Origin of the sequence: Caballeronia sp. SBC1 (assembly GCF_011493005.1) — a bacterium.
GTDB lineage: Bacteria > Pseudomonadota > Gammaproteobacteria > Burkholderiales > Burkholderiaceae > Caballeronia.
In genome coordinates, this window is the sequence record NZ_CP049158.1 from 371,349 (window position 1) to 392,776 (window position 21,428).

Sequence of the window (21,428 nt, forward strand, 5' to 3'; positions counted from 1 at the left end):
GGGATCTCCCGCTTACCTCAGGCGCGCGACCGTTCCCGCGTCCGGCTCGCCGCCGAAATAGGTGTTGAGCGCCAGTTCGAACGGCGCTTTGTCGCTGGCGGCGTGGGCGAAGAGGGTCATCGAAGAATGGAATTTGAGGTCGTCGGGGTAACCGAAAATTTGCTCCACCGAGCGCCCGTCGAGTGCGTTCACGATTTGCGTGAGGATCAGCAGGCGCTCACCGAGCACCGGGTGAGCGAGATAAGCACGCGCCTCGTCCACCGATGAAATTGCGTAGCGGCGCGCCATCTCGCTGTGGCCCAGCCCCTGGATTTGCGGAAATACGAACCACATCCAGTGCGTGCGTTTCTTGCCAGCCTCGAGTTCGGCCGTCACGGTCTGGAACACCGAATCCTGCGCATCGATAAAACGCTGCAAGTCAAACGGATCGGGATCGGTCATGCGAGCCTCCGGGGTCTTCCTGGAATATTGCCGCGAAATGAACCACAAGCCACAGCGGAACCACAAACCAGGCCGCCGCAAACCACGTTCCCGGCGCTTTTCGTAGCCGCGTGGCCTCAGATCCAATCCCGGCCATTTGCGAACGATATTCCGCTTTCTGATATCTTCACGGCCATGCAAAATATCATCGAAATTTCGAATCTGTCGAAGAGCTATGCGTCCGGCTTCAAGGCGCTGAAAAACGTCACGCTGAATATCCGCCGTGGCGAAATCTTCGCACTGCTCGGGCCGAACGGCGCCGGCAAAACCACCCTGATCAGCATTGTGTGCGGCATCGTGAATGCCTCCGAAGGCACGGTGCGCGTCAACGGTCACGGCATTATCTCCGACTACCGCGCCTCGCGCGCGATGATCGGCCTCGTGCCGCAGGAGCTGACCACCGACGCATTCGAGTCGGTCTGGGCGACCGTTTCATTCAGCCGTGGCCTGTTCGGCAAGCCGCCCAATCCGGCGCACATTGAAAAGGTGCTGAAGTCTCTGTCGCTCTGGGACAAGAAGGACAACAAGCTGGTCACGCTGTCCGGCGGCATGAAACGCCGCGTGCTGATTGCCAAGGCGCTCTCGCACGAACCGGAAATCCTGTTTCTCGACGAGCCGACGGCAGGCGTCGACGTCGAACTGCGCCGCGACATGTGGAATCTCGTGCGCGGCCTGCAAGCGAGCGGCGTGACGATCATCCTGACGACCCATTACATTGATGAAGCCGAGGAAATGGCCGACCGGATTGGCGTGATCAATGGCGGCGAGATCATTCTGGTCGAGGAAAAAGCCGAACTGATGCGCAAGCTCGGCCAGAAGAAACTCGCGCTGCAACTGGAAGACGAGATCGAGCATATTCCCGCCGGCCTGAGTGCCTACCGGCTGCATCTGTCCGCCGATGGTAGCGAACTGACCTACACCTACGACGCGCAGGATGAACCGGGCCGCATCATTACGCTGCTGAAAGACCTCGCCGATAACGGCGTCAAGTTCAAAGACCTGCAAACGACCCAAAGCTCGCTGGAAGACATTTTCGTGAGCCTGGTCGGAGAGAGAAAATGAATATTCACGCAGTCCGCGCAATCTATGTATTCGAAATGGCGCGCACCTGGCGCACCATCATGGGCAGCATTATCTCGCCGGTGATTTCCACCTCACTGTATTTCGTCGTGTTCGGCGCCGCGATCGGTTCACGCATTCCCGAGGTGAACGGCGTGAGTTACGGCGCGTTTATCGTGCCGGGGCTCGTGATGTTGTCGCTGCTCACGCAGAGCGTGTCCAACGCGTCGTTCGGCATCTACTTTCCCAGGTTTACCGGGACTATCTACGAACTGCTGTCGGCGCCGGTTTCGTATATGGAGATCGTGCTGAGCTACGTTGGCGCCGCCGCCACCAAGTCGATCATCCTCGGCCTCATCATTCTTGCGACCGCGCGGTTGTTCGTGCCACTGCATGTTGATCACCCGTTCTGGATGATCGTGTTCCTGTTGCTGACGGCAGTGACGTTCAGCCTGCTGGGATTCATCATTGGCATCTGGGCGGACGGGTTCGAGAAACTGCAGGTAATCCCGCTTCTGATCATCACGCCACTGACCTTTCTCGGCGGGAGTTTTTATTCCATCGATATCCTGCCGCCGTTCTGGAAAGCCGTCGCGCTGTTCAACCCGGTGGTTTATCTGATCAGCGGTTTTCGCTGGAGTTTCTACGGCACCGCCGATGTCAGCGTCGAGATCAGCCTCATCATGACGCTGGTGTTCCTCGCGGTGTTTATTGGCGTGGTCGCGTGGATCTTCAAAACGGGTTACAGGCTGAAATCATAGGGAGCGTGGCTGATGTGTGACTTGCTGATCGAACGGTTCGGGCTCCAGCCGCACCCTGAAGGCGGCTATTTTCGCGAGACGTTTCGCGGCGCGGACAGGGTAGTGCGCGAAATCACGCGTGACGCTTCGCCCGGCGAAACGCGCTCGGCATCGACGGCGATCTACTACATGCTCTGCGATGGCGCACATTCGGCGTGGCATCGAATCCGCTCGGACGAGGTGTGGCACTTCTATGCAGGAGAGCCAATCGATGTTCATGTCATCGACGCCACCGGGCAGTTGATCACGCATCGCCTGGGTAACGCGCTCGCGCATGAAGACGCCGTATTCCAGGCGGTCGTTCCGGCGGGGCAGTGGTTTGCAGCGGAGTTATATGGGGCGGCATGCGACCCGGCGGCGTTCGCGCTGGTGGGCTGCACGGTGGCGCCGGGTTTCGAGTTCAGCGAGTTCGAACTTGCCGATGTGGCCGCTTTGACGAAAGCGTATCCGCAGCACGAGGCCGTGATCGGGAGGTTGGGTCCGGCGGTGGGAGCGAAGCGCTGAGCGCGTGTCATGCGTGGCACGCAAGCCGCCCAATGTGAGCTACGTAAAAACAGAACGAAAAAGCAGAACGAAAAAAAGCGGCGCTCTCATTTCTGAGGCGCCGCTTTTTCATGCTTCTATTATAGATTGGCCCTGACTGCGTCGCGGACGGCATCCATCATGCCGCCGTGATTCAGCGGTATGTCGAGTGAATCACCATAGACGTCCTGATCCGCTTGTGCACGCGCTTCTTGCGATTCGCGGCGTACCGGCGATTCGTAAGGTGTGTCACCTGAACGGATAGTGTCTCTGGCTTCGACGCGCTGCGCTTGATAACTCTTCACGATGAACTCCTTGCAGTGATGGAGCGGCGGGAGACTGCGATGCTACAGAACTGCCATGACATATTTACGACGCTTGATGCTTCCTGGTGCACGACTGTAACGGTGGCGAACCCCTCGCCTCTGGCCGTGTTGCGCACCCTGCAATTAAAGCGCGGCTCTACAGTTTAATTGCGTTGCGAACTGGGATTCGTACTTTTCGCTTATGAAATGATGTCGGCACTATCAGCATGCAGCGCGACTTTGGGCTTGAAACTTGCATTTGCCGCAAGCGTTTGCGAGGAAGGCGGGAATGCGCCGGACAGCTCAGCACATGTGTCAGGCAACGGTGTAAATCAGCTCGGATACCGCACTGATCCCCGTGCACATTACCTCTGGCGGAAACAGTTAAGGCTTTTTCTCAAAAACGGCGTATTCGGCGCACGTTTTCCGCATGGCGGAAAGCACGACCACATGATGCAGTCGTGCTTTCAGGCCATTTAGCCGGATTCGGCGACGCGTTCAGGCGTGCTGGTCCTGCAAATCGGCGTCGCTGGTCTCGTCCTGTGGCATGGAAGCCGCAAGAATCATCGCCGATGCATTTTGCGGTTTCGGGTCGCGCTGTGACGGCCGGTACACCGAGTCGCCTCGATGAATGGGTGCGCCGGTTAGCGCGCAGGCGCCATCAGACGTGGCCGTGGTCACACGCCATCCCTGGTAGCCATAGTGGCAGGTTGCCGCGTCGGACCAGTATACGATCGCCGTCGCGCTGCTCGGCCGCTCGATCACGCGCACCACGGCCTCGGGGAACGGCCGCGGCGATTGCGGCGATGGCGACGCGACGCGCGGATGATCACGCTCCCACGCTCGCGTGAGCCGCTCTAAAAACGGGTGCACGGCCTTCCGCTGCGGGGCAGGTTCTGCCGCGCGGGTGTGGGTCGCTGTCAATGAGCGGACCGTTTGCAGCCACGGGTCCGCGCTTCTCGCTAACGCTGTCATGGTTCGTTCCTGGCATGGTTCATGGTCGAACTTACGCAATCGTCCTGCCCGGATAAATACCGTTAAGGTGAATACACTGTCTTGTTAGCGCGAATAATCACGACAACGCTTTATGCAATAAGGCTTTGCCCGATATTGCGAGCCAGTAGAAACGCTGTGTGCGCTTCATTGAACGTTTTAATGAGCTCGATAGGGAGGTCTTTTCACGAGATCCTGGCGCGCAGGCCCAGACTCTCTGTATGGATTACGTAAGGTGTCAAGTTTCGCCACAAGCGGTGGAATGCAACTTGCGTAGGCCATACTAGCTACATACTTACAACGTTGAACGAGGTGTTCGTGAAGAAAAATCATATTGCTGCTGCAGTACTGTTCGCAAGCCTGGGCCTGACGGCCACGGCGTTTGCCCAAAACGGCCCCGGCGGCCCGGGTAATCAAGGTGGACAGCAACAGCGTCCGGGCGCCCCCGCCATGCAAGGCCACAACGGCGGCGGTTATCAGGATCAGAATCAAAACCATGGCCCGCAAGGTGGCCCCGCTGCCCAGAACCACAACAACGGTCGTCCGCCCATGCCAATGCCAATGCATGCGGACAATGGTCCGGGACGCAGCGGTCCCGGTGGTCCGCGTACTGAAGGCCCGCGTGACTGGCACCGCGGAGACCGCTTGCCGAACGACTATCGCGATCGTCAATACGTGGTCGACGATTATCGCGGGTATGGATTGCGTCAGCCTCCGCGCGGATATCGCTGGGTGGGCGTGAACGGCGATTACGTGCTTGCCGCAGTCGCGACTGGCGTGATTGCGCAGATCGTGCTGAGTAATGGACATTAAGCGCATGGACATTAAACGCGAGCACTAAACTCTTACTCGCGCAATCCTGACGTAGCGAACATAACCGCGAGTCGAGTCAACAAGGCCGGTCCAGGCGCGAGCTTGGACCGGCCTTGTTTTATGTGCGCAGCGGTGACCTGTCCCACACCACCGCTGCGCTACCCCTTTGCGGTATCGGTAATCGCTTTCACAACGCGCGCCAGCGACTTCAATGCTATTTCGGGCGAGTCTTCAAACTGCGCGCCCACGATGGCGCCATCCACCGCCATGGCCAACGCCCGCGCATCGGCCTTCGCGGTTCTCGACGATGCCGGCAGCAGCGTCCTGATAATCGCAGCCATGTCCAGCTTGTGACGCCGTGAAATATCGACTGCTTCGGGCAGGGTCCCGCCCACTTCCACCACCGCGTTGATGAACGCGCAGCCGCGATACACATCGCTCTCGAACCATTCTGCCAGCGCCGACACCAGCGCATCCGCATCTGCGCCATGACGCTTCACGGCGTCTTCGAACCAGGTTATCCAGTTGCGGTGCCTATACTCCAGGAACGCAACGATCAGATCGTTTTTCGCCGGATAGTAGCGATAAAACGTCTTCTTCGCGACGCCCGATTCCGCAATCACACGATCGATTCCGGTCGCACGAATGCCGTCCCTGTAGAACAGCGTATGAGCCGTGACAAGAATACGCTCGGCGGGCGAGAGGTCCGCAAAAAGCGCTGCATTTGATGATTGATTGTTCATAAGGGTTATTGTAGACAGGTCTGTCTCCCTCCGCTACAGTGAGCAAGCAGACAGACCTGTCTACTTGCTGATTATCCGGTCGACCGACTACACAATCAACGTTGCATCAGTCGGCAATTAACTCTCCGCGATCAAAAGGAAACGCCATGGAAAGCAAACCGCCGTTCCCGCCATTCGATGCCGACACCGCCCGGCAAAAGGTCCGCCTTGCTGAAGACGGCTGGAATTCCCGCGACCCAAAGCGGGTCGCGCTCGCCTATAGCGAAGACACACGCTGGCGTAACCGCGCCGAGTTCGTCTCGGGACGTGCTGAGGTGGAGGCGTTCCTGGCGCGCAAATGGGCGCGCGAACTGGACTACCGGTTGATCAAGGAATTGTGGGCGTTCACGGGATCGCGGATTGCAGTGCGCTTCGCTTACGAATGGCACGATGATTCCAAAAACTGGTTCCGCAGCTACGGCAACGAGAACTGGGAGTTCAACGAAGCTGGCTTGATGACGCATCGGCACGCGTGCATCAACGACTTGCCGATCAAGGAATCGGAGCGCAAATATCACTGGCCGCTGGGCCGCCGTCCCGACGATCATCCTGGCTTGAGCGACCTGGGCTTCTGATTGAAGCGTGGCCGGCAGTCTCTTCGATCATCGCTTCACGAAGCACGATTGTGTCGTGTGACTGCCGGCATGCTAGCGGCCGCGCCGCCGGTAAAAGGCCCACCATCCCGCCAGCACGGTGAAGGTAGCCACGATTGCCACCATTAGCCAGAACCCGTGTTTGTTGTCGGCAAGCGGCACCCCGCCAACATTCATGCCAAAGATCCCCGCGACTATATTGATCGGGAGCGCCAGCACGGTGACCAGCGTCAGCGTGAAAAGCGTGCGGTTGCTTTGCTCGTCCGTGCGCGCGGCAATCTCTTCCTGCAGCAGCTTGATGCGTTCGACCAGCCCCGCCAGATCGCCCAGCACCAGCGAAAATTCCTCGGTGGCATCGCGCAGATCCTGGAGGTCGAGCGCTTGCAGCCAGCGCGGCGGCCGTGCCAGCAGCCGGAAAATTGACCCCGGTTCAGGCGCGAGCAAACGCTGCAACCTGACGAGCACGCGTCGCGACGCGCCGAGTTCCGAGCGGGTGGCGGGTGAGCGCATCGAAAGAAAACGGTCTTCTATCCTGTCGATATCAATGCTCGTGCGCCGGACGATCTGTACCAGCAGATCGGCCTGGTCGCGTAACAGATGAATGAGCAGTTCGGCCGTTGACCGGAAGGCTTCGCCGTTGCGTACCGATTCCCGCAGCGTATCAATGGAACGCAGCGGTTTCAGCCGGGCGGTAATGAGCAGCTTTTCGCGCGTGTAGACCCATAAGGTGGCTATTTCCGATGGTGTTACGTCGAAGTTGAACATCACGTCGTTGATGACGGCGAGCAGCGCGCCCTCCTGATGTTCTATCCGCGTGGAATGCGAGCCGTCTCGAAGGTTTTCGAAGAAGGCGTCCGGCAGGTCGAGCTGCGTACGCATCCAGCGTTCGCTTGCGCTGTTGGCAAGGTCGAAATGCAGCCAGACGAAGTCGCTTGAAGGGTCATGCAACGCGCGTTCGGCGCGGGATTGCGCCAGCCATTCCAGCGCACCGGCGGAGTCAATGGGCACGCCGGCCGCGTCCGGCGCGAAACGAAAGCCGCACACGATGCCGGAGAAATCGGAGGCGTAGGGCAGGGCGGTGGTTCGTAATTCAGTCATCGAGATTCAGTCGTCGTGATCGGCATCGCCATAGGCAACTGCACGGGCAATTGAAAGGTGATTTGGACTTCGATTGTCCCTGCCGTACCACTCCAATCAAGCAACGTTCACCCGGATTTGCGTTATTGTTGGGCAAATGCCGCGTGACACAGAAAGTACTTATGGCTGTCACGCCCTGTGGGTAAACTCGCGCGGTGCAAGAGGGCCGTCGGGCGCAGCCCGACCCTTTTCGCTTCATCGGGGAAACACAAATGGAAGATCGCGTCGAGCAGGACGAACCTACGCAGACCACGGCAGATGGATTGACGCGGCTCGCGACGAGCATCGTCGAATTGCTGGGCGAGCAAGCTATCGACAGTCGTCTGGGAGCCAAATTGCTCAAACGGCTCGAAAAAGAAGCGAAGCTGGTGGAGGAATCGGGGCCGCAACAGCTGAACAAGGCTCAGAAGCACGCTTTGCGCGACGCGTTGAATGGGCTCGAACACGCCGTGCGTCAGGTCGATGCAAATCTGCTGGTATCGGCGAACGCAAAACTACGCTCGACGGACGAATCTTCCGGCAAAAAAGCCAAAACGAAATCCTGAAACCGGGCTGGCCCGTGTCTCACGAAGCTCGTGCGACACCGGTTTTAAGCCTGTCTGGCTTTATCGGACAAGAGATTTGGCGGTTTTTTCATTACATCGACACAAGCCGCCTGGAGTAAATGGGCAGGATGGCGCGGAAAATGCTGCGTTTGCTGCACATGCATAAATCTGAGCGGTTATGGTTTCAGTCTCTTCTACCCCAAGTTGCGTGTTATGGACCGATCGTAACGTCGACGCGGACGCCGAGCGTTGGCGCATTCTGGTTGTCGACGACAACGCCGCCAGCGCCGAAGGCCTTGCCGCGGCACTGAGTGCGGACGGTTGTGACGCACGTTATGTGCTGAGCGGCGTCGACGCGCTGCACGCTATTGATAGCTGGGTGCCGCACGTCGTGATACTCGACATCAGCATGCCGGAGCACGATGGTTTTGCGACTGCGCGGGTTCTGCGCAGGATTTCTCCCACCCGAAACGCTGGAATCATTGCGTTTACGGCGCTCGGGGAGGATTACGTGCGCTCGAAAGGCCTCCACGCTGGGTTCGACGGCTATTGCCAGAAGGGCAACGCGCCCGGTGTCCTGGTCGACCTGATCAGCCGGATGGTCCAGGTTCACTGAACGATCGCTGAGGGTTTCAGTAGGGATGAATGGGCATCCGACAGAAACTTTCTCGGTCTCGTCAGGGTTCGACCCCAAAAATATCTCTTACCTCAACTTCCGGTGAGCCTTTTCCGGGCTCGCTCGCGCCGATTTTTCCCAATCCGGACGGCCTCCCATTATTGGCGTATCCCGAAAAGTGTATTGAAGTTTATGGGGATAAAAAACCGATAGTACGGGTATACACTGCATTTCATTGACGAAGCAGCCACCGGAACAAAGCTTGAACGCTGCGACGCCTTCTGAACCAGTCGAAAGTCCACGTATATCGGAGCTCACCATGAAAAAGAATCTTCTCGCATCGTTACTCATCGCCGCTACTGCTTCTATCGCTGTTCCGGCATTTGCCAGCGGCTACGGCCCGGCGCCTGCGTATCGCCCGTCGGTTGGCGCTCCGGCTTCGCAACAAGGCCTGAACACGCAAACCATTGCTGCTCAAAACAACGCTGATGCGAACGGCTATGGTGGTGCACGCACGTCGGTGTCGCAATCGGGTTCGAGCCGCGACCGTACGACCAACGCGCAAGCTGTTTTCTTCGGTCAATAATTTCCAGGCTGCTACGCGCACGGCCGGCATTACGCGGGCCGTCGTGATCGCGTAAAGCTTGATGATCGGGTAGTACGCAAACGCAAACGCCCGCTGAACGAAAGTTCAGCGGGCGTTTGTGTTTGTGCGTAAAGAATAACCGCTTCAGGTGCCTGTCATCTTGAGCGCATCGCGCATTACCGCAGCCAGTTCTCCTGCGGCAAACTTGGCCACATAAGCGTTGGCGCCCACTTTTCGCACGTGCTCCTCGTTCGCCGACCCGGACAGCGACGAGTGAATTACGACCGGAATTGCCTGCATGCCGGCGTTCGCCTTGATACGGCGTGTCAGCGTGAATCCGTCCATTTCCGGCATTTCGAGGTCGGTCAGGACAAGTGCAATTTCGTCCGCGGCACAGCGGCCATGTTTTTCCGCTTTGCTCTGCAAGTCTTCCAGCACGTTCCACGCTTCCTGGCCGCTCTTGGTCATGATGAACGACACGCCCATCGCGGTCAGGCTTTGTGCGATCAGGCTGCGCGCGACGCCGGAGTCGTCGGCGGCGAGCACCTTGGTACCCGGTTTCAGGACCAGCCGACCGGTGCTCGATTCATTGATCTCGACCTGCGTCGACGGTAGCACGTCACGCAGGATCTGTTCGACGTCGAGCACCTGCGCGAGTCGCGAGCCGTCCACGTTGCCGTCGAGGCGCGCGAAGCTGGTCACCGTCCGCCCGCTTGAATGTGATTCGGCAGACAAAACCTGATTCCATTCCAGGCGCACGATGTCATCGACTTCCTCGACAGCAAAACCCTGCGTCGTACGCGCGAATTCGGTGACAAGCAAAATCTTCAGACCGTTCTTCGGCTGGCAGCCCGTGACCTTCGCCAGATCGATCACGGGGATGATCTGGCCGCGGATGTCGGCTACGCCGAGAATCTCCGGGTTTGCGCCGGCGACCACGGTGATCGGCGGCATCGCGAGGATCTCGCGCACCTTGAACACGTTGATGCCGTATAGCTCGCGTTGTTCGGAGTCCGGCGCTTCACCGAGGCGAAACAGGAGCAGTTCGAACATGTTGTTGCCGGCGAGGCGAACCCGCTGTTCGATGTCGTGTTGTGAACTGCTCAAGGTGGTTCTCCTGATCGATTTATGCCGTGCTTGTAAATAGCCGGTTCCTGATTAGCGGCGCGGCGCGGGGAAACTGAAGCACTTTTCGGCGCTATGTGACGGGACTGTTTCATGCCGGTCCAGCTGCGCGTGCGGCAGTATCGGGATAGACCCTTGGAGGCTTAAAAAGCAGTGTTTTCCAGCGTTCACGCGGGAGGTGTCTGGCCTATACTTTTCGAATGGGCTGGGTAATGTTGATGTAAGGCGTGGATGTAAGGCGAATGGTTTCAACGCGGCGGGATTCGGCGAACCCGTGGTGGTGAAGCGCGTCGTGCGATCCAGATGCCAGCTATCCAGCCATGTGAAACGTCCGCCATTCGGCGGGCGTCGCGCAGTTCAACGGAGGCGTTCGATGGCAACAGTCGCACAAGTTCTTAATTCGAAACCCGATCACACCATCTTTACGATCGCCGATACGGCATCGGTCTACGACGCGATCGCGATGATGGCGGAGAAGCACATTGGCGCCTTGATCGTGACCCACGGCGAAGCGATTGTCGGCATCATGACCGAGCGCGACTATGCGCGCAAAGTCGTGCTGATGGACCGTGTCTCGCGGCAGACTCCGGTGCGCGAAATCATGACCTCGCAAGTGCGCTTCGTGCGTCCCGACCAGACCACGGACGACTGCATGGCACTGATGACCGAGCGTCGCATGCGGCACTTGCCGGTGATCGATGGCGAAAAGCTGGTGGGCATGATTTCGATCGGCGATCTGGTGGCAAATATTATCTCCGAGCAGCAGCTCACGATTCATCAGCTCGAGGGATACATTCGAGGCGAGCACATGTAGTTTGCCCGGGAAGTATGCAGCGCGGCGTGAAGACGCCGCGCTGTGTTTTATTGTTGCCGCTGCATGTGCCTTGTGCTCAATGCAGTTCGTCTTATCTCGCGTACTCCATGCTCCTTCCGTCACGGCCGTTCGCCCATTCTGTCTGTAAGCAAATTGTTATAATAATCAGATGCTGCACATAGGGCGCAACTCGGCCTCACGCTGCACGGCTGGCCGAATGAGCCACGCGGACAACGTGATCAGTTTCGCGTTCAAGCGCATCACGCACCCGATCCTTCCCAAACGTCAACGGCCTGTGAAGCTTGCGACCGATCACGAGATAAACTAAATCACTATATCGCTCGAATTTCGCGTTGCCCCGGCGCTGCTGTTCCTGCTCAAGCCCGAGGCCAACGTAGCCAATGCCAATCGCTCATGACCCTGTTGCTCCAGATTTCAGATCCGCACTTTGGCACCGAACAACCGCTGGTCCTGGCAGCGTTGCTGCGCCTCGCTAATACGCTGCAGCCCGATCTGGTTGTCATTTCCGGCGACATCACGCAGCGCGCCAGGCGTGCGCAATTCAGCGCGGCGCGGGCATTTGTCGGGACATTCGGCGCCACGCCTTTTGTTGTCGTGCCGGGCAATCATGACATTCCGCTCTACAACCTCTTCGCGCGGGTTGCACACCCCTATGCGAATTACCGGCGCGTGTTTGGAGACGATCTCGAACCCGTGTTCGAATCGGCCGAGCTGCTGGTAATCGGCGTGAATACTACGCGTGCATACCGTCATAAGGACGGCGAAGTATCGGCGCAGCAAGTGGAGCGTGTGGTCCGCCGGCTCGAACACGCGACGGCGCGGCAACTGCGGGTTGTCGTTACGCATCAGCCAGTTGCGGCTGCTCGTGCCAATGACATCAGGAACTTGCTGCATGGGCGCGAACATGCGATTGAACGATGGTCGCAAGCGGGCGTGGACCTGATCCTCGGCGGTCATATCCATCTTCCGTATGTGGCGCCGCTGCACGTTGCGTATAAGGACTTGCCGCGTCAGATGTGGGCCGTGCAGGCGGGAACTTCGTTGTCTTCGCGCGTGCGTGGGAGCGTGCCTAATTCGGTCAACGTGATTGACTACGACACGTCCAACGCGGGCACGCGTCGCGCACTTCGCCGTTTAGTTGTTACGCGCTGGGATTTCAATCGGGCGATCGCATCGTTTACTCCCAACATGCAGCACGAACTCGACCTGGATAGCGGGTCACTGAAGACTCCATTAGCGACGCTTTTATGAAACCGATTGAAGGGCAGTACGCCGGCTTGTTTGAGGTGGCACACGTAGCCGGTGAGCATGCATTGACGTTGTTTACGGTGTCTCTCGTGCTTGCAATGGTCGTGGTATTGGGTGCATGGCAGCTTGTGCAGCGCTACGGTTTGCCGCGGGAAAACGGCGGCCCGTCGGCCAAGGTCCTGCTGGTCGTGAATCTGGCGGTGAGCTTCGCCATCATTGCCGGCGCGGCAGCCTTGTTCGCCGCAATAGCCGATGAAATCGGCGCGGGCGAGACACTCGGGCGTGCAGACCAGGCTTTCGCGGACGGCATCGCGAGCGCAGTTCCAATCGGCGTGATCCGCACGTTCGCGCTGGTCACGCATCTGGGCGACGCATGGGTGCTCGCCGTTTGGTGCGTACTTGGCGCGGCCATCCTCATGGTACGGCGAAGGGTTGCGCTTGCCATTGGCTTCACGCTCGCGATAGTCGGCAACGGCCTGCTCAACAGCGTCATCAAGCACATCTTCGAACGTGTGCGGCCCGTGCATGATCAATCGATCGCCACCGCCACCGGATGGAGTTTCCCGAGTGGCCATTCATCGGGGTCTCTCGTCACCTACGGCATCATCGCGTATGTGCTCGTGCGGGTCTTGCCGGACGGCTGGCGCTTGGCCGTTATCGTCGCGGCTACGCTTATCGCTGTCACAACGGCAGGCAGCCGCGTATTCCTGCGCGTGCATTTCGCGAGCGACGTGCTGGCAGGTTTCGCGCTGGGAACGCTCTGGCTGGTGGCGTGTATCCTGAGCATCGAATTGACGCGCAGGTATTGGCCGACGCCGTCGCGGCGTCAGTCCTGACGGTGTATCGACAGTTCGGGAAAGCCGGTGCGCGGATCCAGATCGCGCGAGAAGCGCACGCCATCAAGACAAACGATCAGGATTTCCGCCGTCGTCCGCACAATGCATCCCGGCGATACATGGCCGCCGACCACGCGGCCTTCGGCATTTGAAACGGCCATGTGAAGATGCGCGCCGTCGGCGGAAAGTGAGCCGGCGAGCGTCAGGATTTCGAGGTTACCGTCAAGCCGGGTCGGCTGGTCGAGGCCCGCGTAACGCAGGCTCGCCACGCTCAGGCTGCCGATGCCCTGCATCACGAACGCGGCGCCAATGGCCTGGTCTCGCGCGATTGCCTCGAGCGCGGCACGCAGGTCGTCGCCGGGAACAAGGCGCACGGGAAGTGTTTGCATGAGTGAAGTTCCAAGGCTACGCGATGCATCAATGATGGCATGATGATTCCGGTTTCGCGCATCGCCCCTCGATCAAACTGACATTTTTTCCCATGACAACAGAACTTCATATCCTCGCCTATGCGCTTGTACTAGCCCTTGTTCAGGTGCTGTTGCCGTCGGTGGTGCGCAGCCGCGAAACCGGCCTGGGATATAACGGCGGACCGCGCGATCAGCCGGGGCCGCCAGTCGGCAAGCTGACTGGGCGACTGATGCGCGCCCAGAACAACCTGTTCGAAACCTTGCCCGTGTTCGCCATTGCTATCCTGATCGCGCATATGGCCGGCCGCGAAGGCACGCTGACGCTTTACGGCGCGTGGTTGTACATCGTCGCGCGCGTGGTCTACCTGCCTTTGTATGCGGCAGGGATTCCGTTCCTGCGCTCGCTTGTATGGCTCGTTTCGTTATTCGGCATCATCCTTGTTCTCGTCCCTATTATCTGAAACCATCTGAAACCGGAGTCCAGTCAATGACCGCTTTGCTCACCACCATCGACGTGGAAACTGCGCCGAATCCCGAGTTCGCCGTGATCCTGATGCACGGCTTGGGCGCCGACGCCAACGACTTTGTCCCGCTGGTGCCCGAGCTGCGCCTGGGCGATTTGCCCGCCGTGCGCTTCGTCTTTCCGAATGCCACCGAGATGCCGGTTACCGGCAACAACGGTTATGTGATGCGGGCGTGGTACGACATTTTGTCGTTCGAAGGCGTGAACCGTCAGGTCGATGAAGCCGGCCTGAAGGCGTCGTGCGAACGGATTCGCGAACTGATCGCGCGGGAGAACGAGCGCGGCATTCCGACTTCGAAGATCTTCCTCGCGGGTTTTTCGCAAGGCGGAGCAATGACCTACACGGCGGGTCTCACGCATCCCGAGAAACTGGCGGGACTGATCGTGCTGTCGGGTTACGTGCCGTCACCTGGTTTGATCGATGCGGCGTTCAGCGAGGCGAATCGCGACACGCCTATCTTCGCCGCGCATGGCACGCAAGACCCCGTGCTGCCGATCGAGCTGGCCCTTCAGGGCCGCGATTTCGCGCTCGCGCACGGTTGCAAGCTGGAATGGCATACCTACCCGATGCAGCACTCGGTCTGTGGCGAAGAAGTTGAAGCCTTGCGCGTGTGGCTGGCGGCAAGACTTCGCGATTAAAGCGCCTTGAACAAGGTGTTTTTATACAACTCGAGCATGCCGGCTGCATCCACGCCGATGCACACCGACTGCGCCGGACGGTCGTCCCAGTCGGGCGCGGGAACCTGCATGGTCGAGGGTTTCTGTATCGTCTGACCGATTGCAATGCCGCTGGTCAGCACACGCACGGAGCCCTTGCGCACCGTATAAAGATGCGGAGCCAGCACGTACGCCACCGCCGACGAATCGTGGACATAGATGCCCTCAAGTCCGGCGCTGTCCTGGTGGAACTGCGCGTAATGCCGCGACACGTCCCACACAAAACGACCGGCTTCGCCTGCGCCATCGCGGATTGATGCAAGCCATTCATTCGGCATGATCGTGTTTTGCGTGACGTCGAGGCCGACGAGCGTGACCGGCCACGTGGCGCCGAGCACGAGATCGGCTGCATCGGGGTCGCACAGAATGTTGGCTTCAGCCGCAGGCGATACGTTGCCGAGCACGCCGGCCGTACCGAACGCGCCACCCATGATGACAACCTGCTTCACCAGCCCGGCAATACCGGGGTCGGTTTTCAGCGCGAGCGCCAGGTTCGTCAATGGACCGACCGCGATCAGCGTTACTTCGCCGGGATGCGCGCGAACGGTATCGATCATGAACTGATGTGCGGGGCGCGCGTCGAGCGTTGTATCGGCGGGCTGGCTCAGCTCGATATTGCCCAGACCGTTGTCGCCGTGAATCCAGCCGAGCGGCGCGGGCGGCGCGCGATGCAACGGCGCCGCCGCACCGCGTGCCACCGGCACGCCGGGTGCAAAACGCGAGCGCAAGTAGAGCGCGTTAGCCGTGGTCGTTTCTATGGTCGCGTTGCCGAACACGCTCGTGATGCCAAGCAGTTCGATCTCGGGATGCAGCGCCTGGAACACCAGCGCCATGGCATCGTCGACACCTGGGTCCGTGTCGTAGATGACTTTATGGGTCGTCATAGGTAGAACGCATCGGGGAGTTGTTCGCGGGCAGTGGTGTCGCGGATCACGCCATTGAGGTTGCCGAGGCGAATGGTCAACTCGGGGCCGCCGAGTTCAATGATCACCTGACGGCACGCGCCGCAGGGCGCAATAGGTCCGTCGGTGTCGCCGATCACGGCGAGCGCTGCAAATTGATCACGGGTGTAACCGGCGGCAATCGCGCTGAAAAACGCCGTGCGTTCCGCGCAATTGCACAATCCATACGATGCATTCTCGACGTTGCAGCCATCGAATACGCTGCCATCTTTTGTGAGCAAGGCTGCACCGACCTTGAATCTGGAATAGGGTGCGTAAGCGCGCTCGCGCGCGTTCTTCGCGCGTTCGAGCAACTCGTCCATTGTCATGATTTTCTCCTTAGTTCAGCGTCAGGAACATGCCTGCGATCGTCGCGCTCATCAGGTTCGAGAGCGTGGCGGCGAGCACGACGCGCAGGCCGTAGCGTGCCACTTCCGCGCGCCGCTCCGGCGCAACCGCGCTGAAGCCGCCGGTCAGCACGGCGATCGACGAGAAGTTCGCAAAGCCGCACAGCGCGAAAGACAAGATCGCTATGGTACGCGGATCGAGCACCTGCAATCCAGCCGCGGCGACGCTGGCGGAGTCCTTCAAATACGGAGACAGTGACGCGTAGGCCACGAACTCGTTAAGGATGAGTTTCTGACCGAGGAAGCTGCCCGCGAGCGCAGCCTGATCCCAGGGCACGCCGATCAGATACGCGAGCGGCGCGAACACGGCGCCGAGCACGGATTGCATCGATACATTGGGGTCACCGAACCAACCTCCAATGCCGCCTACAATCCCGTTCAGCATCGCGATCAGGCCAACGAATGCAATCAGCATGGCGCCGACCATGACCGCAATCTTCAGGCCGACGGTGGCACCCGAACTGGCCGCTTCTATCACGTTCGCCGGGCGTTTTTCGTCGAAGTTGAGGTTGTCTAGCGTGACGCGGCTGGCTTCGCTCGTGGGGTGGATGATCTTGGCGAACAGCAGTCCGCCCGGCACCGCCATGAACGACGCAGCGAGCAGGTATTCGACCTTCACGCCAAGGCCCGCATAACCCGCGAGCACCGAACCGGCGACTGCCGCCATGCCGCTCGACATCACGGCGAACAGTTCCGCGCTGGTCATGTCGCGCGCGAAAGGCTTCACGACCGCCGGCATTTCGCTTTGACCGAGAAAGATGGTAGTGACGGCCGAGAACGATTCGATCTTCGACACCCCGAGCAGCTTCTGGAAGATCGTGCCGAGCACGATCACGATCCAGCGCATGATGCCGAGGTAATAGAGCACCGAGATCAACGCGGTCACGAAGATGATGGCGGGCAGCACGCGTACGGCGAAGACGAAACCGCCGTTGCCGAAGAGTTCGAACATCTTCGATTGAACGAGACCACCGAACAGGAATTCGATGCCTGCGTTGGCGTAGCCGAGTACATGATTGACGCCTGCTGCCGCAGCGGAGAGCACGCTCTTGCCGAAGGGCACGAACAGGATGAAGGCGCCAATGCCGACCTGCGCCAAGAGAGCAGGCAAGATGGTGCGCAGGCGAATGCCGCGGCGATTGGTAGAGAAGATGAAAGCGATGAACAGAAGTACGGCGATGCCGAGCAGATTGCGTGCGATCAGGGCCATGTCTCGTTGTGTGCGTTTGTCAGAGGAATGGGCGGATGCTACGCCATGCGCGGGGTTTAGAGAATATTTAGAGAATAGAACGCGATAAGACGCAAACCCGCGCTCACCCGATGCCCGTCTGCGACCGCAAGCCCTACGTGAATAACTCGATGACCGGCCAGTTGCGCTCGGCAGCAATCACCCGCAATTTCGCATCGGGATTGGTTGCGACCGGATGGGTGACACGCTCCATCAACGGGACGTCGTTGACGGAATCGCTATAAAAATAGCTTGCTTCGAAGTCGTCCAGCTTCAATCCCTGCGATGCAAGCCATTGCTCGGTGCGGACAATCTTGCCTTCGCGGAACGTCACCACGCCCACCGAGCGCCCGGTGTAACGTCCGAGCGGATCATTGCCTTCAGTGCCCAGTTCAATGGCCAGCAAATGCTCAACCCCAAGTGCCTTCGCAATGGGCGTCGTAATAAATGCATTGGTCGCGGTAACGATGCAGCACAAGTGCCCTGCGTCGAGATGACGGCGCAGCAGTGCAAGCGCTTCAGGGCGGATGGCCGGTTCGATTACCGTCTTCATGAAGCTCGCATGCCACGCATCGAGCTGCGCGCGCGGATGACGGGCGAGTGGCGCGAGTGTCAGGTCCAGATACTCGTCCATGTCGAGCGTGCCAGCGACGTATTGCTGATAGTACGCGTCGATTCCCCGCGCGTGATCTGCGCTGCCCTCGAAACCCAGCGTGGCGTAGAAGCGCGCCCACGACTGATCGCTATCCAGCGGCAGCAACGTGTGATCCAGATCGAACAGCGCCAGTGTGCGACTCATGCCATAGCCCTTGATTAAGCCCTTGATCGCAAGTAAAAAACGCGCCAGACAACACCGTCTGGCGAAGCTTGCCCAACACGATTCGATCGTATCGTTAAATACCCAAATCTACAACAAAGCAAAATTCTACAACTCATTGCGTGGCATCATGACACGCATGGCGGACCTGTCGGAACGAACAACGGACGTAGCCTCATGTTGATTCTCTTGAATATTTTGTCGGGCGTGGCGGTGCTGGTATGGGGCACGCACATTGTCCGGACCGGCATCCTGCGGGTCTTCGGGGCTGAGCTGCGGCGCGTGCTGGGACGCAGTGCGAACAGCCGCTTCCGGGCGTTCGGTGCGGGCTTGTGCGTGACAAGCCTGGTCCAGAGCAGCAACGCGACCGCCGTTCTGGCTTCGTCGTTCGCGGCGCAAGGCCTGTTGCCGCTCGCGCCGGGACTGGCGATCATGCTTGGCGCAGATGTTGGCACGGCGCTGATGTCGCGCGTGCTGACGCTCGATCTCTCGTGGCTGTCGCCCATCTTGCTGCTGGGCGGCGTGATCGCATTCCTGTCGTTCAAACAGACCCGCACGGGCCAGGTAGGGCGCACGGTCATCGGGCTCGGGCTGATCCTGCTGGCGCTGCACATGATTGTGGAAGCCGCGCAGCCCGTGATGCAGGGCGAGGGCGTGAAGATCATGTTTGGCGCGCTGACGGGCGACTCCATGCTCGACACGCTGGTCGGCGCGGCCTTCGCCATGATCTCGTACTCCAGTCTCGCAGCGGTCCTGCTGACTGCAACGCTGGCGTCGTCGGGCGTGATTTCGCTGAAGGTGGCGGTGTGCCTCGTGATTGGTGCGAACCTGGGCAGCGGCCTCCTGGCCGTGATCGGCTCGCTGGGCCAAAACCCCGCTGGCCGGCGCCTCGCGCTCGGCAACGTGCTGTTCAAGCTGGCCGGCGCGTTGATCGTGCTGCCGTTCGCCCCGTGGATCGCGCAAGGAATTGGCGCGTTGATCCCGTATCCCCGCGAAGCGGTGATCACGTTCCATCTCGTCTACAACATGGTGCGCTGCGTCGCGTGCATGCCGCTGATCGATCCGGTCTCGCGACTGTGCTACCGCCTGCTGCCGGACCGGCCCGAAGCAAACCCGGAACTGCGACCGCTGTATCTTGATCCCGTCGCGCTCTCCACGCCCACGCTCGCGTTGGCGAATGCCGCGCGCGAAACGCTGCGGATCGGTGACATTATCCGCACCATGCTCGACAACCTGCTCGACCTGATGCGAGCCAACGACCCGGTCAAGGCGCGCTCGACCATCCGCATGGACGACGACGTCGATCAGCTCTATGCGGCCGTAAAGACCTATCTGGCGCGCATCTCACGCGAGCAGCTTGACGAGGCGGATAGCCGCCGCTGGACCGACATCATTACGTTGACGATCAACCTGGAGCATGCGGGGGACATCGTCGAGCGCGTGGTGACCAACATTCTGGAGAAGAAGATTACGCATCGGCTGGCGTTTTCGCCGGAGGGTCTGGCCGAGTTGGAGGATCTGCATTCACGCGTGATCCTGACCTTGCAACTGGGCTTGAGCGTGTTTCTCAACAGCGACTTGCGCAGCGCCGAGCGCTTGCTCGCAGAGAAGGAGCGCTTCCGTGATCTCGAGCGCAGCTATTCGTATGCGCACCTGGACCGGCTGGCCGGGCAGAGCGCGCGCAGCATTGAGACCAGTGCGTTGCATCTCGACATCATCAGCGACCTCAAGCGCCTCAACTCGCTGTTCTGCTCGACCGCGTACCCGGTGCTCGACGCAGCCGGCGCATTGCGCGACACGCGGCTTCGCCGCCGTGTTCTCGACGCCACCTACGGTAACGACAGCGTTTAAAACGCTAGGCGAGAATGACTTGCGGCAGCTTCTTGCGCAATGACAGCAGCGCCGGACCTTCGGCGCCTTTCTTGTTGGTGATCAGCGTATCCACGCGATTGATCGGGCAGAACGCGATCCTGCTGCACTGTCCGATCTTGCTGTAGTCGGCCAGGATCACTACCCGGTCAGCATGCGCGACCATGGCGCGGGCCACTTCGGTTTCAGCGTGATCGAAGTTGGTCGCGCCATGCCGGTGGTCGATCGCGACGGGCGAGAGCAAGGCCACGTCGGCGCGGTACCGGAGGATCTCCGCGACGGTCGTGCCGCCCACCGTGGCGAATGCACGGTCGCTGATCGAGCCGCCGAGCAGGATGATCTCGTTACTTGCGTCCGTCTTCTCGCCGGTCGCCCGCATCTTCTGGGCAACGTCTATTGAGTTCGTGATGATGGTCAGGTTGGCCAGCTTGGCGAGTTCTTCCGCCAGGATGGCAGTGGTCGTGCCGGCGTCGATGAACAAGGTTTGTCCACTGCTGACCAGCGCGGTGGCCGCACGTGCAATGGCGTTCTTCGATTTGACGCGTGTATGGCTGCGCTCGGCGATCGGCGCTTCGTCAGCGGGGCGTGTCACGCCGCCATGCACCCGCCGCAATTCACCCAGTGCTTCCAGATCCACCAGATCGCGCCGGACCGTCTCGCGCGACACGCCGAGTTCAGCCATGATGCGTTCGGTCGACACGCGTTCAAGCGTGGCGAGCAGCGCGCGAATTCTCTGATGACGATCTTCCTGCCACATGCTGTATTCCTGAGCGTTGAGGTCGAACGGGTATTGGTGAAAACGGGTAGAAGCTGCGAGCGCAAGCCTGGCTACCGATCCATTTCAGCAGCGCTTCAAGTCTTGTGAACGGACTATGTGTCGCCCGTGTGTCGCCAATATTAATTGGCTGCCGGGCGCCGGGCGTTACTTCAAGTCACTGAAGAATCCAGCTGAAAGATTAACAAGAACCGGCGCTCTGCATGTTGCATTTTTTTGGATACTTGCGAATTTGGGTATTTGAACTTAGTCTCTCCGTCACACTCGCGGATAGTTCCCTTCGGTCCTCCGCAGTGCTGAAACCAGTCCTGAATTGCTGTCTTTTTCGCCGTCGTCATTGTTCTTAAACATTTGGCCGCCAGAGTCGCGTGCGCGCCAGATGTGAGTGCGCATTAAAAACAAGTTTCGGACTATGCAGCATGCACGATGCACGCAGCACGCAACTTTCCAAAAACGTAAGCACGCA

At 59.6% G+C, this 21,428-nt stretch carries 26 protein-coding genes; 14 read left to right on the forward strand and 12 right to left on the reverse strand.

The window, feature by feature from the left end; genetic code table 11:
* Positions 1-12 precede the first annotated feature (12 nt).
* Positions 13-441 carry a DUF1810 domain-containing protein gene (locus SBC1_RS28585; RefSeq protein WP_165102723.1) on the reverse strand — a complete coding sequence of 143 codons (429 nt, stop codon included), beginning with the start codon at positions 439-441 and terminating at the stop codon, positions 13-15.
* Between the two features lie 174 nt (positions 442-615).
* On the opposite strand from SBC1_RS28585, the gene SBC1_RS28590 reads away from it, so the two are divergent.
* From SBC1_RS28590 to SBC1_RS28600, 3 genes are read left to right on the forward strand one after another with little or no spacing between them, the layout of a single operon-like run.
* Positions 616-1,542 (forward strand): ABC transporter ATP-binding protein, encoded by a 927-nt coding sequence (locus SBC1_RS28590; RefSeq protein ID WP_165102727.1) that lies wholly within the window; start codon positions 616-618, stop codon positions 1,540-1,542.
* Complete coding sequence (locus SBC1_RS28595; RefSeq protein WP_165102732.1) at positions 1,539-2,300, forward strand: ABC transporter permease; 762 nt, start codon at positions 1,539-1,541, stop codon at positions 2,298-2,300. Before SBC1_RS28590 ends, SBC1_RS28595 begins: the two co-directional genes overlap by 4 nt.
* 12 nt (positions 2,301-2,312) lie before the next feature.
* Entirely contained in the window at positions 2,313-2,843 is a 531-nt protein-coding gene (locus SBC1_RS28600; protein WP_165102737.1) for a cupin domain-containing protein, read from the forward strand.
* A gap of 119 nt (positions 2,844-2,962) precedes the next feature.
* On the opposite strand, the gene SBC1_RS28605 is transcribed toward SBC1_RS28600, so the two are convergent.
* Positions 2,963-3,166, reverse strand: a complete 204-nt coding sequence (locus SBC1_RS28605) for a hypothetical protein (protein ID WP_165102740.1) — start codon at positions 3,164-3,166, stop codon at positions 2,963-2,965.
* A 498-nt stretch (positions 3,167-3,664) separates the two neighbouring features.
* Positions 3,665-4,141 carry a DUF3331 domain-containing protein gene (locus tag SBC1_RS28610; protein ID WP_165102744.1) on the reverse strand — a complete coding sequence of 159 codons (477 nt, stop codon included), beginning with the start codon at positions 4,139-4,141 and terminating at the stop codon, positions 3,665-3,667.
* A gap of 336 nt (positions 4,142-4,477) precedes the next feature.
* Here SBC1_RS28610 and SBC1_RS28615 point away from each other — a divergent pair, with 336 nt between their 5' ends.
* Complete coding sequence (locus tag SBC1_RS28615) at positions 4,478-4,972, forward strand: RcnB family protein (RefSeq protein WP_165102747.1); 495 nt, start codon at positions 4,478-4,480, stop codon at positions 4,970-4,972.
* 158 nt (positions 4,973-5,130) lie between these two features.
* On the opposite strand, the gene SBC1_RS28620 is transcribed toward SBC1_RS28615, so the two are convergent.
* Positions 5,131-5,715 (reverse strand): TetR/AcrR family transcriptional regulator, encoded by a 585-nt coding sequence (locus tag SBC1_RS28620; protein ID WP_165102750.1) that lies wholly within the window; start codon positions 5,713-5,715, stop codon positions 5,131-5,133.
* Positions 5,716-5,861: 146 nt separating this feature from the next.
* Between SBC1_RS28620 and SBC1_RS28625 the strand changes: the two genes are divergently transcribed.
* Positions 5,862-6,329, forward strand: a complete 468-nt coding sequence (locus SBC1_RS28625; RefSeq protein WP_165102754.1) for a nuclear transport factor 2 family protein — start codon at positions 5,862-5,864, stop codon at positions 6,327-6,329.
* Between the two features lie 72 nt (positions 6,330-6,401).
* Here SBC1_RS28625 and SBC1_RS28630 read toward each other — a convergent pair whose 3' ends face one another.
* Positions 6,402-7,445 (reverse strand): transporter, encoded by a 1,044-nt coding sequence (locus SBC1_RS28630; RefSeq protein WP_165102757.1) that lies wholly within the window; start codon positions 7,443-7,445, stop codon positions 6,402-6,404.
* A 251-nt stretch (positions 7,446-7,696) separates the two neighbouring features.
* Here SBC1_RS28630 and SBC1_RS28635 point away from each other — a divergent pair, with 251 nt between their 5' ends.
* The 3 genes from SBC1_RS28635 (at position 7,697) to SBC1_RS28645 (ending at position 9,231) form a co-directional block, all read left to right on the forward strand.
* Positions 7,697-8,029, forward strand: a complete 333-nt coding sequence (locus tag SBC1_RS28635) for a hypothetical protein (RefSeq protein WP_165102760.1) — start codon at positions 7,697-7,699, stop codon at positions 8,027-8,029.
* 178 nt (positions 8,030-8,207) lie between these two features.
* Positions 8,208-8,645 (forward strand): response regulator, encoded by a 438-nt coding sequence (locus SBC1_RS28640; protein WP_165102763.1) that lies wholly within the window; start codon positions 8,208-8,210, stop codon positions 8,643-8,645.
* Between the two features lie 319 nt (positions 8,646-8,964).
* On the forward strand, positions 8,965-9,231 hold the full coding sequence (locus SBC1_RS28645) for a hypothetical protein (protein ID WP_165102766.1): 267 nt from the start codon (positions 8,965-8,967) through the stop codon (positions 9,229-9,231).
* A gap of 144 nt (positions 9,232-9,375) precedes the next feature.
* On the opposite strand, the gene SBC1_RS28650 is transcribed toward SBC1_RS28645, so the two are convergent.
* On the reverse strand, positions 9,376-10,338 hold the full coding sequence (locus SBC1_RS28650; protein WP_165102769.1) for a chemotaxis protein: 963 nt from the start codon (positions 10,336-10,338) through the stop codon (positions 9,376-9,378).
* A gap of 391 nt (positions 10,339-10,729) precedes the next feature.
* Here SBC1_RS28650 and SBC1_RS28655 point away from each other — a divergent pair, with 391 nt between their 5' ends.
* The 3 genes from SBC1_RS28655 to SBC1_RS28665 all read left to right on the forward strand — a co-directional run bounded on the left by SBC1_RS28655 (position 10,730) and on the right by SBC1_RS28665 (position 13,275).
* The gene (locus SBC1_RS28655; protein ID WP_165102772.1) at positions 10,730-11,170 is read left to right on the forward strand and encodes a CBS domain-containing protein; all 441 of its coding nucleotides are present in this window, start codon (positions 10,730-10,732) and stop codon (positions 11,168-11,170) included.
* 414 nt (positions 11,171-11,584) lie between these two features.
* On the forward strand, positions 11,585-12,442 hold the full coding sequence (locus SBC1_RS28660; protein WP_165102775.1) for a metallophosphoesterase: 858 nt from the start codon (positions 11,585-11,587) through the stop codon (positions 12,440-12,442).
* Positions 12,439-13,275 (forward strand): phosphatase PAP2 family protein, encoded by an 837-nt coding sequence (locus SBC1_RS28665; RefSeq protein WP_165102778.1) that lies wholly within the window; start codon positions 12,439-12,441, stop codon positions 13,273-13,275. Before SBC1_RS28660 ends, SBC1_RS28665 begins: the two co-directional genes overlap by 4 nt.
* Here SBC1_RS28665 and SBC1_RS28670 read toward each other — a convergent pair.
* Entirely contained in the window at positions 13,266-13,664 is a 399-nt protein-coding gene (locus tag SBC1_RS28670) for a PPC domain-containing DNA-binding protein (protein ID WP_165102781.1), read from the reverse strand. The genes SBC1_RS28665 and SBC1_RS28670 overlap by 10 nt on opposite strands.
* Before the next feature lie 92 nt (positions 13,665-13,756).
* On the opposite strand from SBC1_RS28670, the gene SBC1_RS28675 reads away from it, so the two are divergent.
* Both SBC1_RS28675 and SBC1_RS28680 read left to right on the forward strand, forming a co-directional pair.
* Entirely contained in the window at positions 13,757-14,146 is a 390-nt protein-coding gene (locus SBC1_RS28675) for an MAPEG family protein (RefSeq protein ID WP_165102784.1), read from the forward strand.
* Positions 14,147-14,172: 26 nt separating this feature from the next.
* Positions 14,173-14,847, forward strand: coding sequence for an alpha/beta hydrolase (locus SBC1_RS28680; protein ID WP_165102787.1), 675 nt, complete (start codon positions 14,173-14,175; stop codon positions 14,845-14,847).
* Here SBC1_RS28680 and SBC1_RS28685 read toward each other — a convergent pair.
* The 4 genes from SBC1_RS28685 to SBC1_RS28700 form a co-directional block, all read right to left on the reverse strand.
* Positions 14,844-15,809, reverse strand: coding sequence for a nucleoside hydrolase (locus SBC1_RS28685; protein ID WP_165102790.1), 966 nt, complete (start codon positions 15,807-15,809; stop codon positions 14,844-14,846). The two genes, SBC1_RS28680 and SBC1_RS28685, sit on opposite strands and share 4 nt — an antisense overlap.
* Complete coding sequence (locus tag SBC1_RS28690; RefSeq protein WP_165102793.1) at positions 15,806-16,195, reverse strand: cytidine deaminase; 390 nt, start codon at positions 16,193-16,195, stop codon at positions 15,806-15,808. The genes SBC1_RS28685 and SBC1_RS28690 overlap by 4 nt, the downstream gene beginning before the upstream one ends.
* A 10-nt stretch (positions 16,196-16,205) precedes the next feature.
* The gene (locus SBC1_RS28695) at positions 16,206-17,483 is read right to left on the reverse strand and encodes a NupC/NupG family nucleoside CNT transporter (protein ID WP_165102796.1); all 1,278 of its coding nucleotides are present in this window, start codon (positions 17,481-17,483) and stop codon (positions 16,206-16,208) included.
* A 133-nt stretch (positions 17,484-17,616) separates the two neighbouring features.
* Complete coding sequence (locus SBC1_RS28700) at positions 17,617-18,300, reverse strand: HAD family phosphatase (RefSeq protein WP_165102799.1); 684 nt, start codon at positions 18,298-18,300, stop codon at positions 17,617-17,619.
* A gap of 195 nt (positions 18,301-18,495) precedes the next feature.
* Here SBC1_RS28700 and SBC1_RS28705 point away from each other — a divergent pair, with 195 nt between their 5' ends.
* On the forward strand, positions 18,496-20,169 hold the full coding sequence (locus SBC1_RS28705) for a Na/Pi cotransporter family protein (RefSeq protein WP_165102802.1): 1,674 nt from the start codon (positions 18,496-18,498) through the stop codon (positions 20,167-20,169).
* A 4-nt stretch (positions 20,170-20,173) separates the two neighbouring features.
* Here the strand turns inward: SBC1_RS28705 and SBC1_RS28710 are convergent, their stop codons facing one another.
* Positions 20,174-20,944 carry a DeoR/GlpR family DNA-binding transcription regulator gene (locus SBC1_RS28710; protein ID WP_165102805.1) on the reverse strand — a complete coding sequence of 257 codons (771 nt, stop codon included), beginning with the start codon at positions 20,942-20,944 and terminating at the stop codon, positions 20,174-20,176.
* Positions 20,945-21,428 lie beyond the last annotated feature (484 nt).

Bases quoted from the DNA above. Each gene is read 5' to 3' on its own strand.
- SBC1_RS28585 (WP_165102723.1), bottom strand. From the start codon at position 441: ATGACCGATCCCGATCCGTTTGACTTGCAGCGTTTTATCGATGCGCAG.
- SBC1_RS28710 (WP_165102805.1), bottom strand. From the start codon at position 20,944: ATGTGGCAGGAAGATCGTCATCAGAGAATTCGCGCGCTGCTCGCCACG.
- SBC1_RS28690 (WP_165102793.1), bottom strand. From the start codon at position 16,195: ATGACAATGGACGAGTTGCTCGAACGCGCGAAGAACGCGCGCGAGCGC.
- SBC1_RS28705 (WP_165102802.1), top strand. From the start codon at position 18,496: ATGTTGATTCTCTTGAATATTTTGTCGGGCGTGGCGGTGCTGGTATGG.
- SBC1_RS28640 (WP_165102763.1), top strand. From the start codon at position 8,208: ATGGTTTCAGTCTCTTCTACCCCAAGTTGCGTGTTATGGACCGATCGT.
- SBC1_RS28595 (WP_165102732.1), top strand. From the start codon at position 1,539: ATGAATATTCACGCAGTCCGCGCAATCTATGTATTCGAAATGGCGCGC.
- SBC1_RS28700 (WP_165102799.1), bottom strand. From the start codon at position 18,300: ATGAGTCGCACACTGGCGCTGTTCGATCTGGATCACACGTTGCTGCCG.
- SBC1_RS28670 (WP_165102781.1), bottom strand. From the start codon at position 13,664: ATGCAAACACTTCCCGTGCGCCTTGTTCCCGGCGACGACCTGCGTGCC.
- SBC1_RS28600 (WP_165102737.1), top strand. From the start codon at position 2,313: ATGTGTGACTTGCTGATCGAACGGTTCGGGCTCCAGCCGCACCCTGAA.
- SBC1_RS28685 (WP_165102790.1), bottom strand. From the start codon at position 15,809: ATGACGACCCATAAAGTCATCTACGACACGGACCCAGGTGTCGACGAT.
- SBC1_RS28635 (WP_165102760.1), top strand. From the start codon at position 7,697: ATGGAAGATCGCGTCGAGCAGGACGAACCTACGCAGACCACGGCAGAT.
- SBC1_RS28680 (WP_165102787.1), top strand. From the start codon at position 14,173: ATGACCGCTTTGCTCACCACCATCGACGTGGAAACTGCGCCGAATCCC.
- SBC1_RS28660 (WP_165102775.1), top strand. From the start codon at position 11,585: ATGACCCTGTTGCTCCAGATTTCAGATCCGCACTTTGGCACCGAACAA.
- SBC1_RS28620 (WP_165102750.1), bottom strand. From the start codon at position 5,715: ATGAACAATCAATCATCAAATGCAGCGCTTTTTGCGGACCTCTCGCCC.
- SBC1_RS28675 (WP_165102784.1), top strand. From the start codon at position 13,757: ATGACAACAGAACTTCATATCCTCGCCTATGCGCTTGTACTAGCCCTT.
- SBC1_RS28625 (WP_165102754.1), top strand. From the start codon at position 5,862: ATGGAAAGCAAACCGCCGTTCCCGCCATTCGATGCCGACACCGCCCGG.
- SBC1_RS28665 (WP_165102778.1), top strand. From the start codon at position 12,439: ATGAAACCGATTGAAGGGCAGTACGCCGGCTTGTTTGAGGTGGCACAC.
- SBC1_RS28645 (WP_165102766.1), top strand. From the start codon at position 8,965: ATGAAAAAGAATCTTCTCGCATCGTTACTCATCGCCGCTACTGCTTCT.
- SBC1_RS28695 (WP_165102796.1), bottom strand. From the start codon at position 17,483: ATGGCCCTGATCGCACGCAATCTGCTCGGCATCGCCGTACTTCTGTTC.
- SBC1_RS28630 (WP_165102757.1), bottom strand. From the start codon at position 7,445: ATGACTGAATTACGAACCACCGCCCTGCCCTACGCCTCCGATTTCTCC.
- SBC1_RS28590 (WP_165102727.1), top strand. From the start codon at position 616: ATGCAAAATATCATCGAAATTTCGAATCTGTCGAAGAGCTATGCGTCC.
- SBC1_RS28655 (WP_165102772.1), top strand. From the start codon at position 10,730: ATGGCAACAGTCGCACAAGTTCTTAATTCGAAACCCGATCACACCATC.
- SBC1_RS28610 (WP_165102744.1), bottom strand. From the start codon at position 4,141: ATGACAGCGTTAGCGAGAAGCGCGGACCCGTGGCTGCAAACGGTCCGC.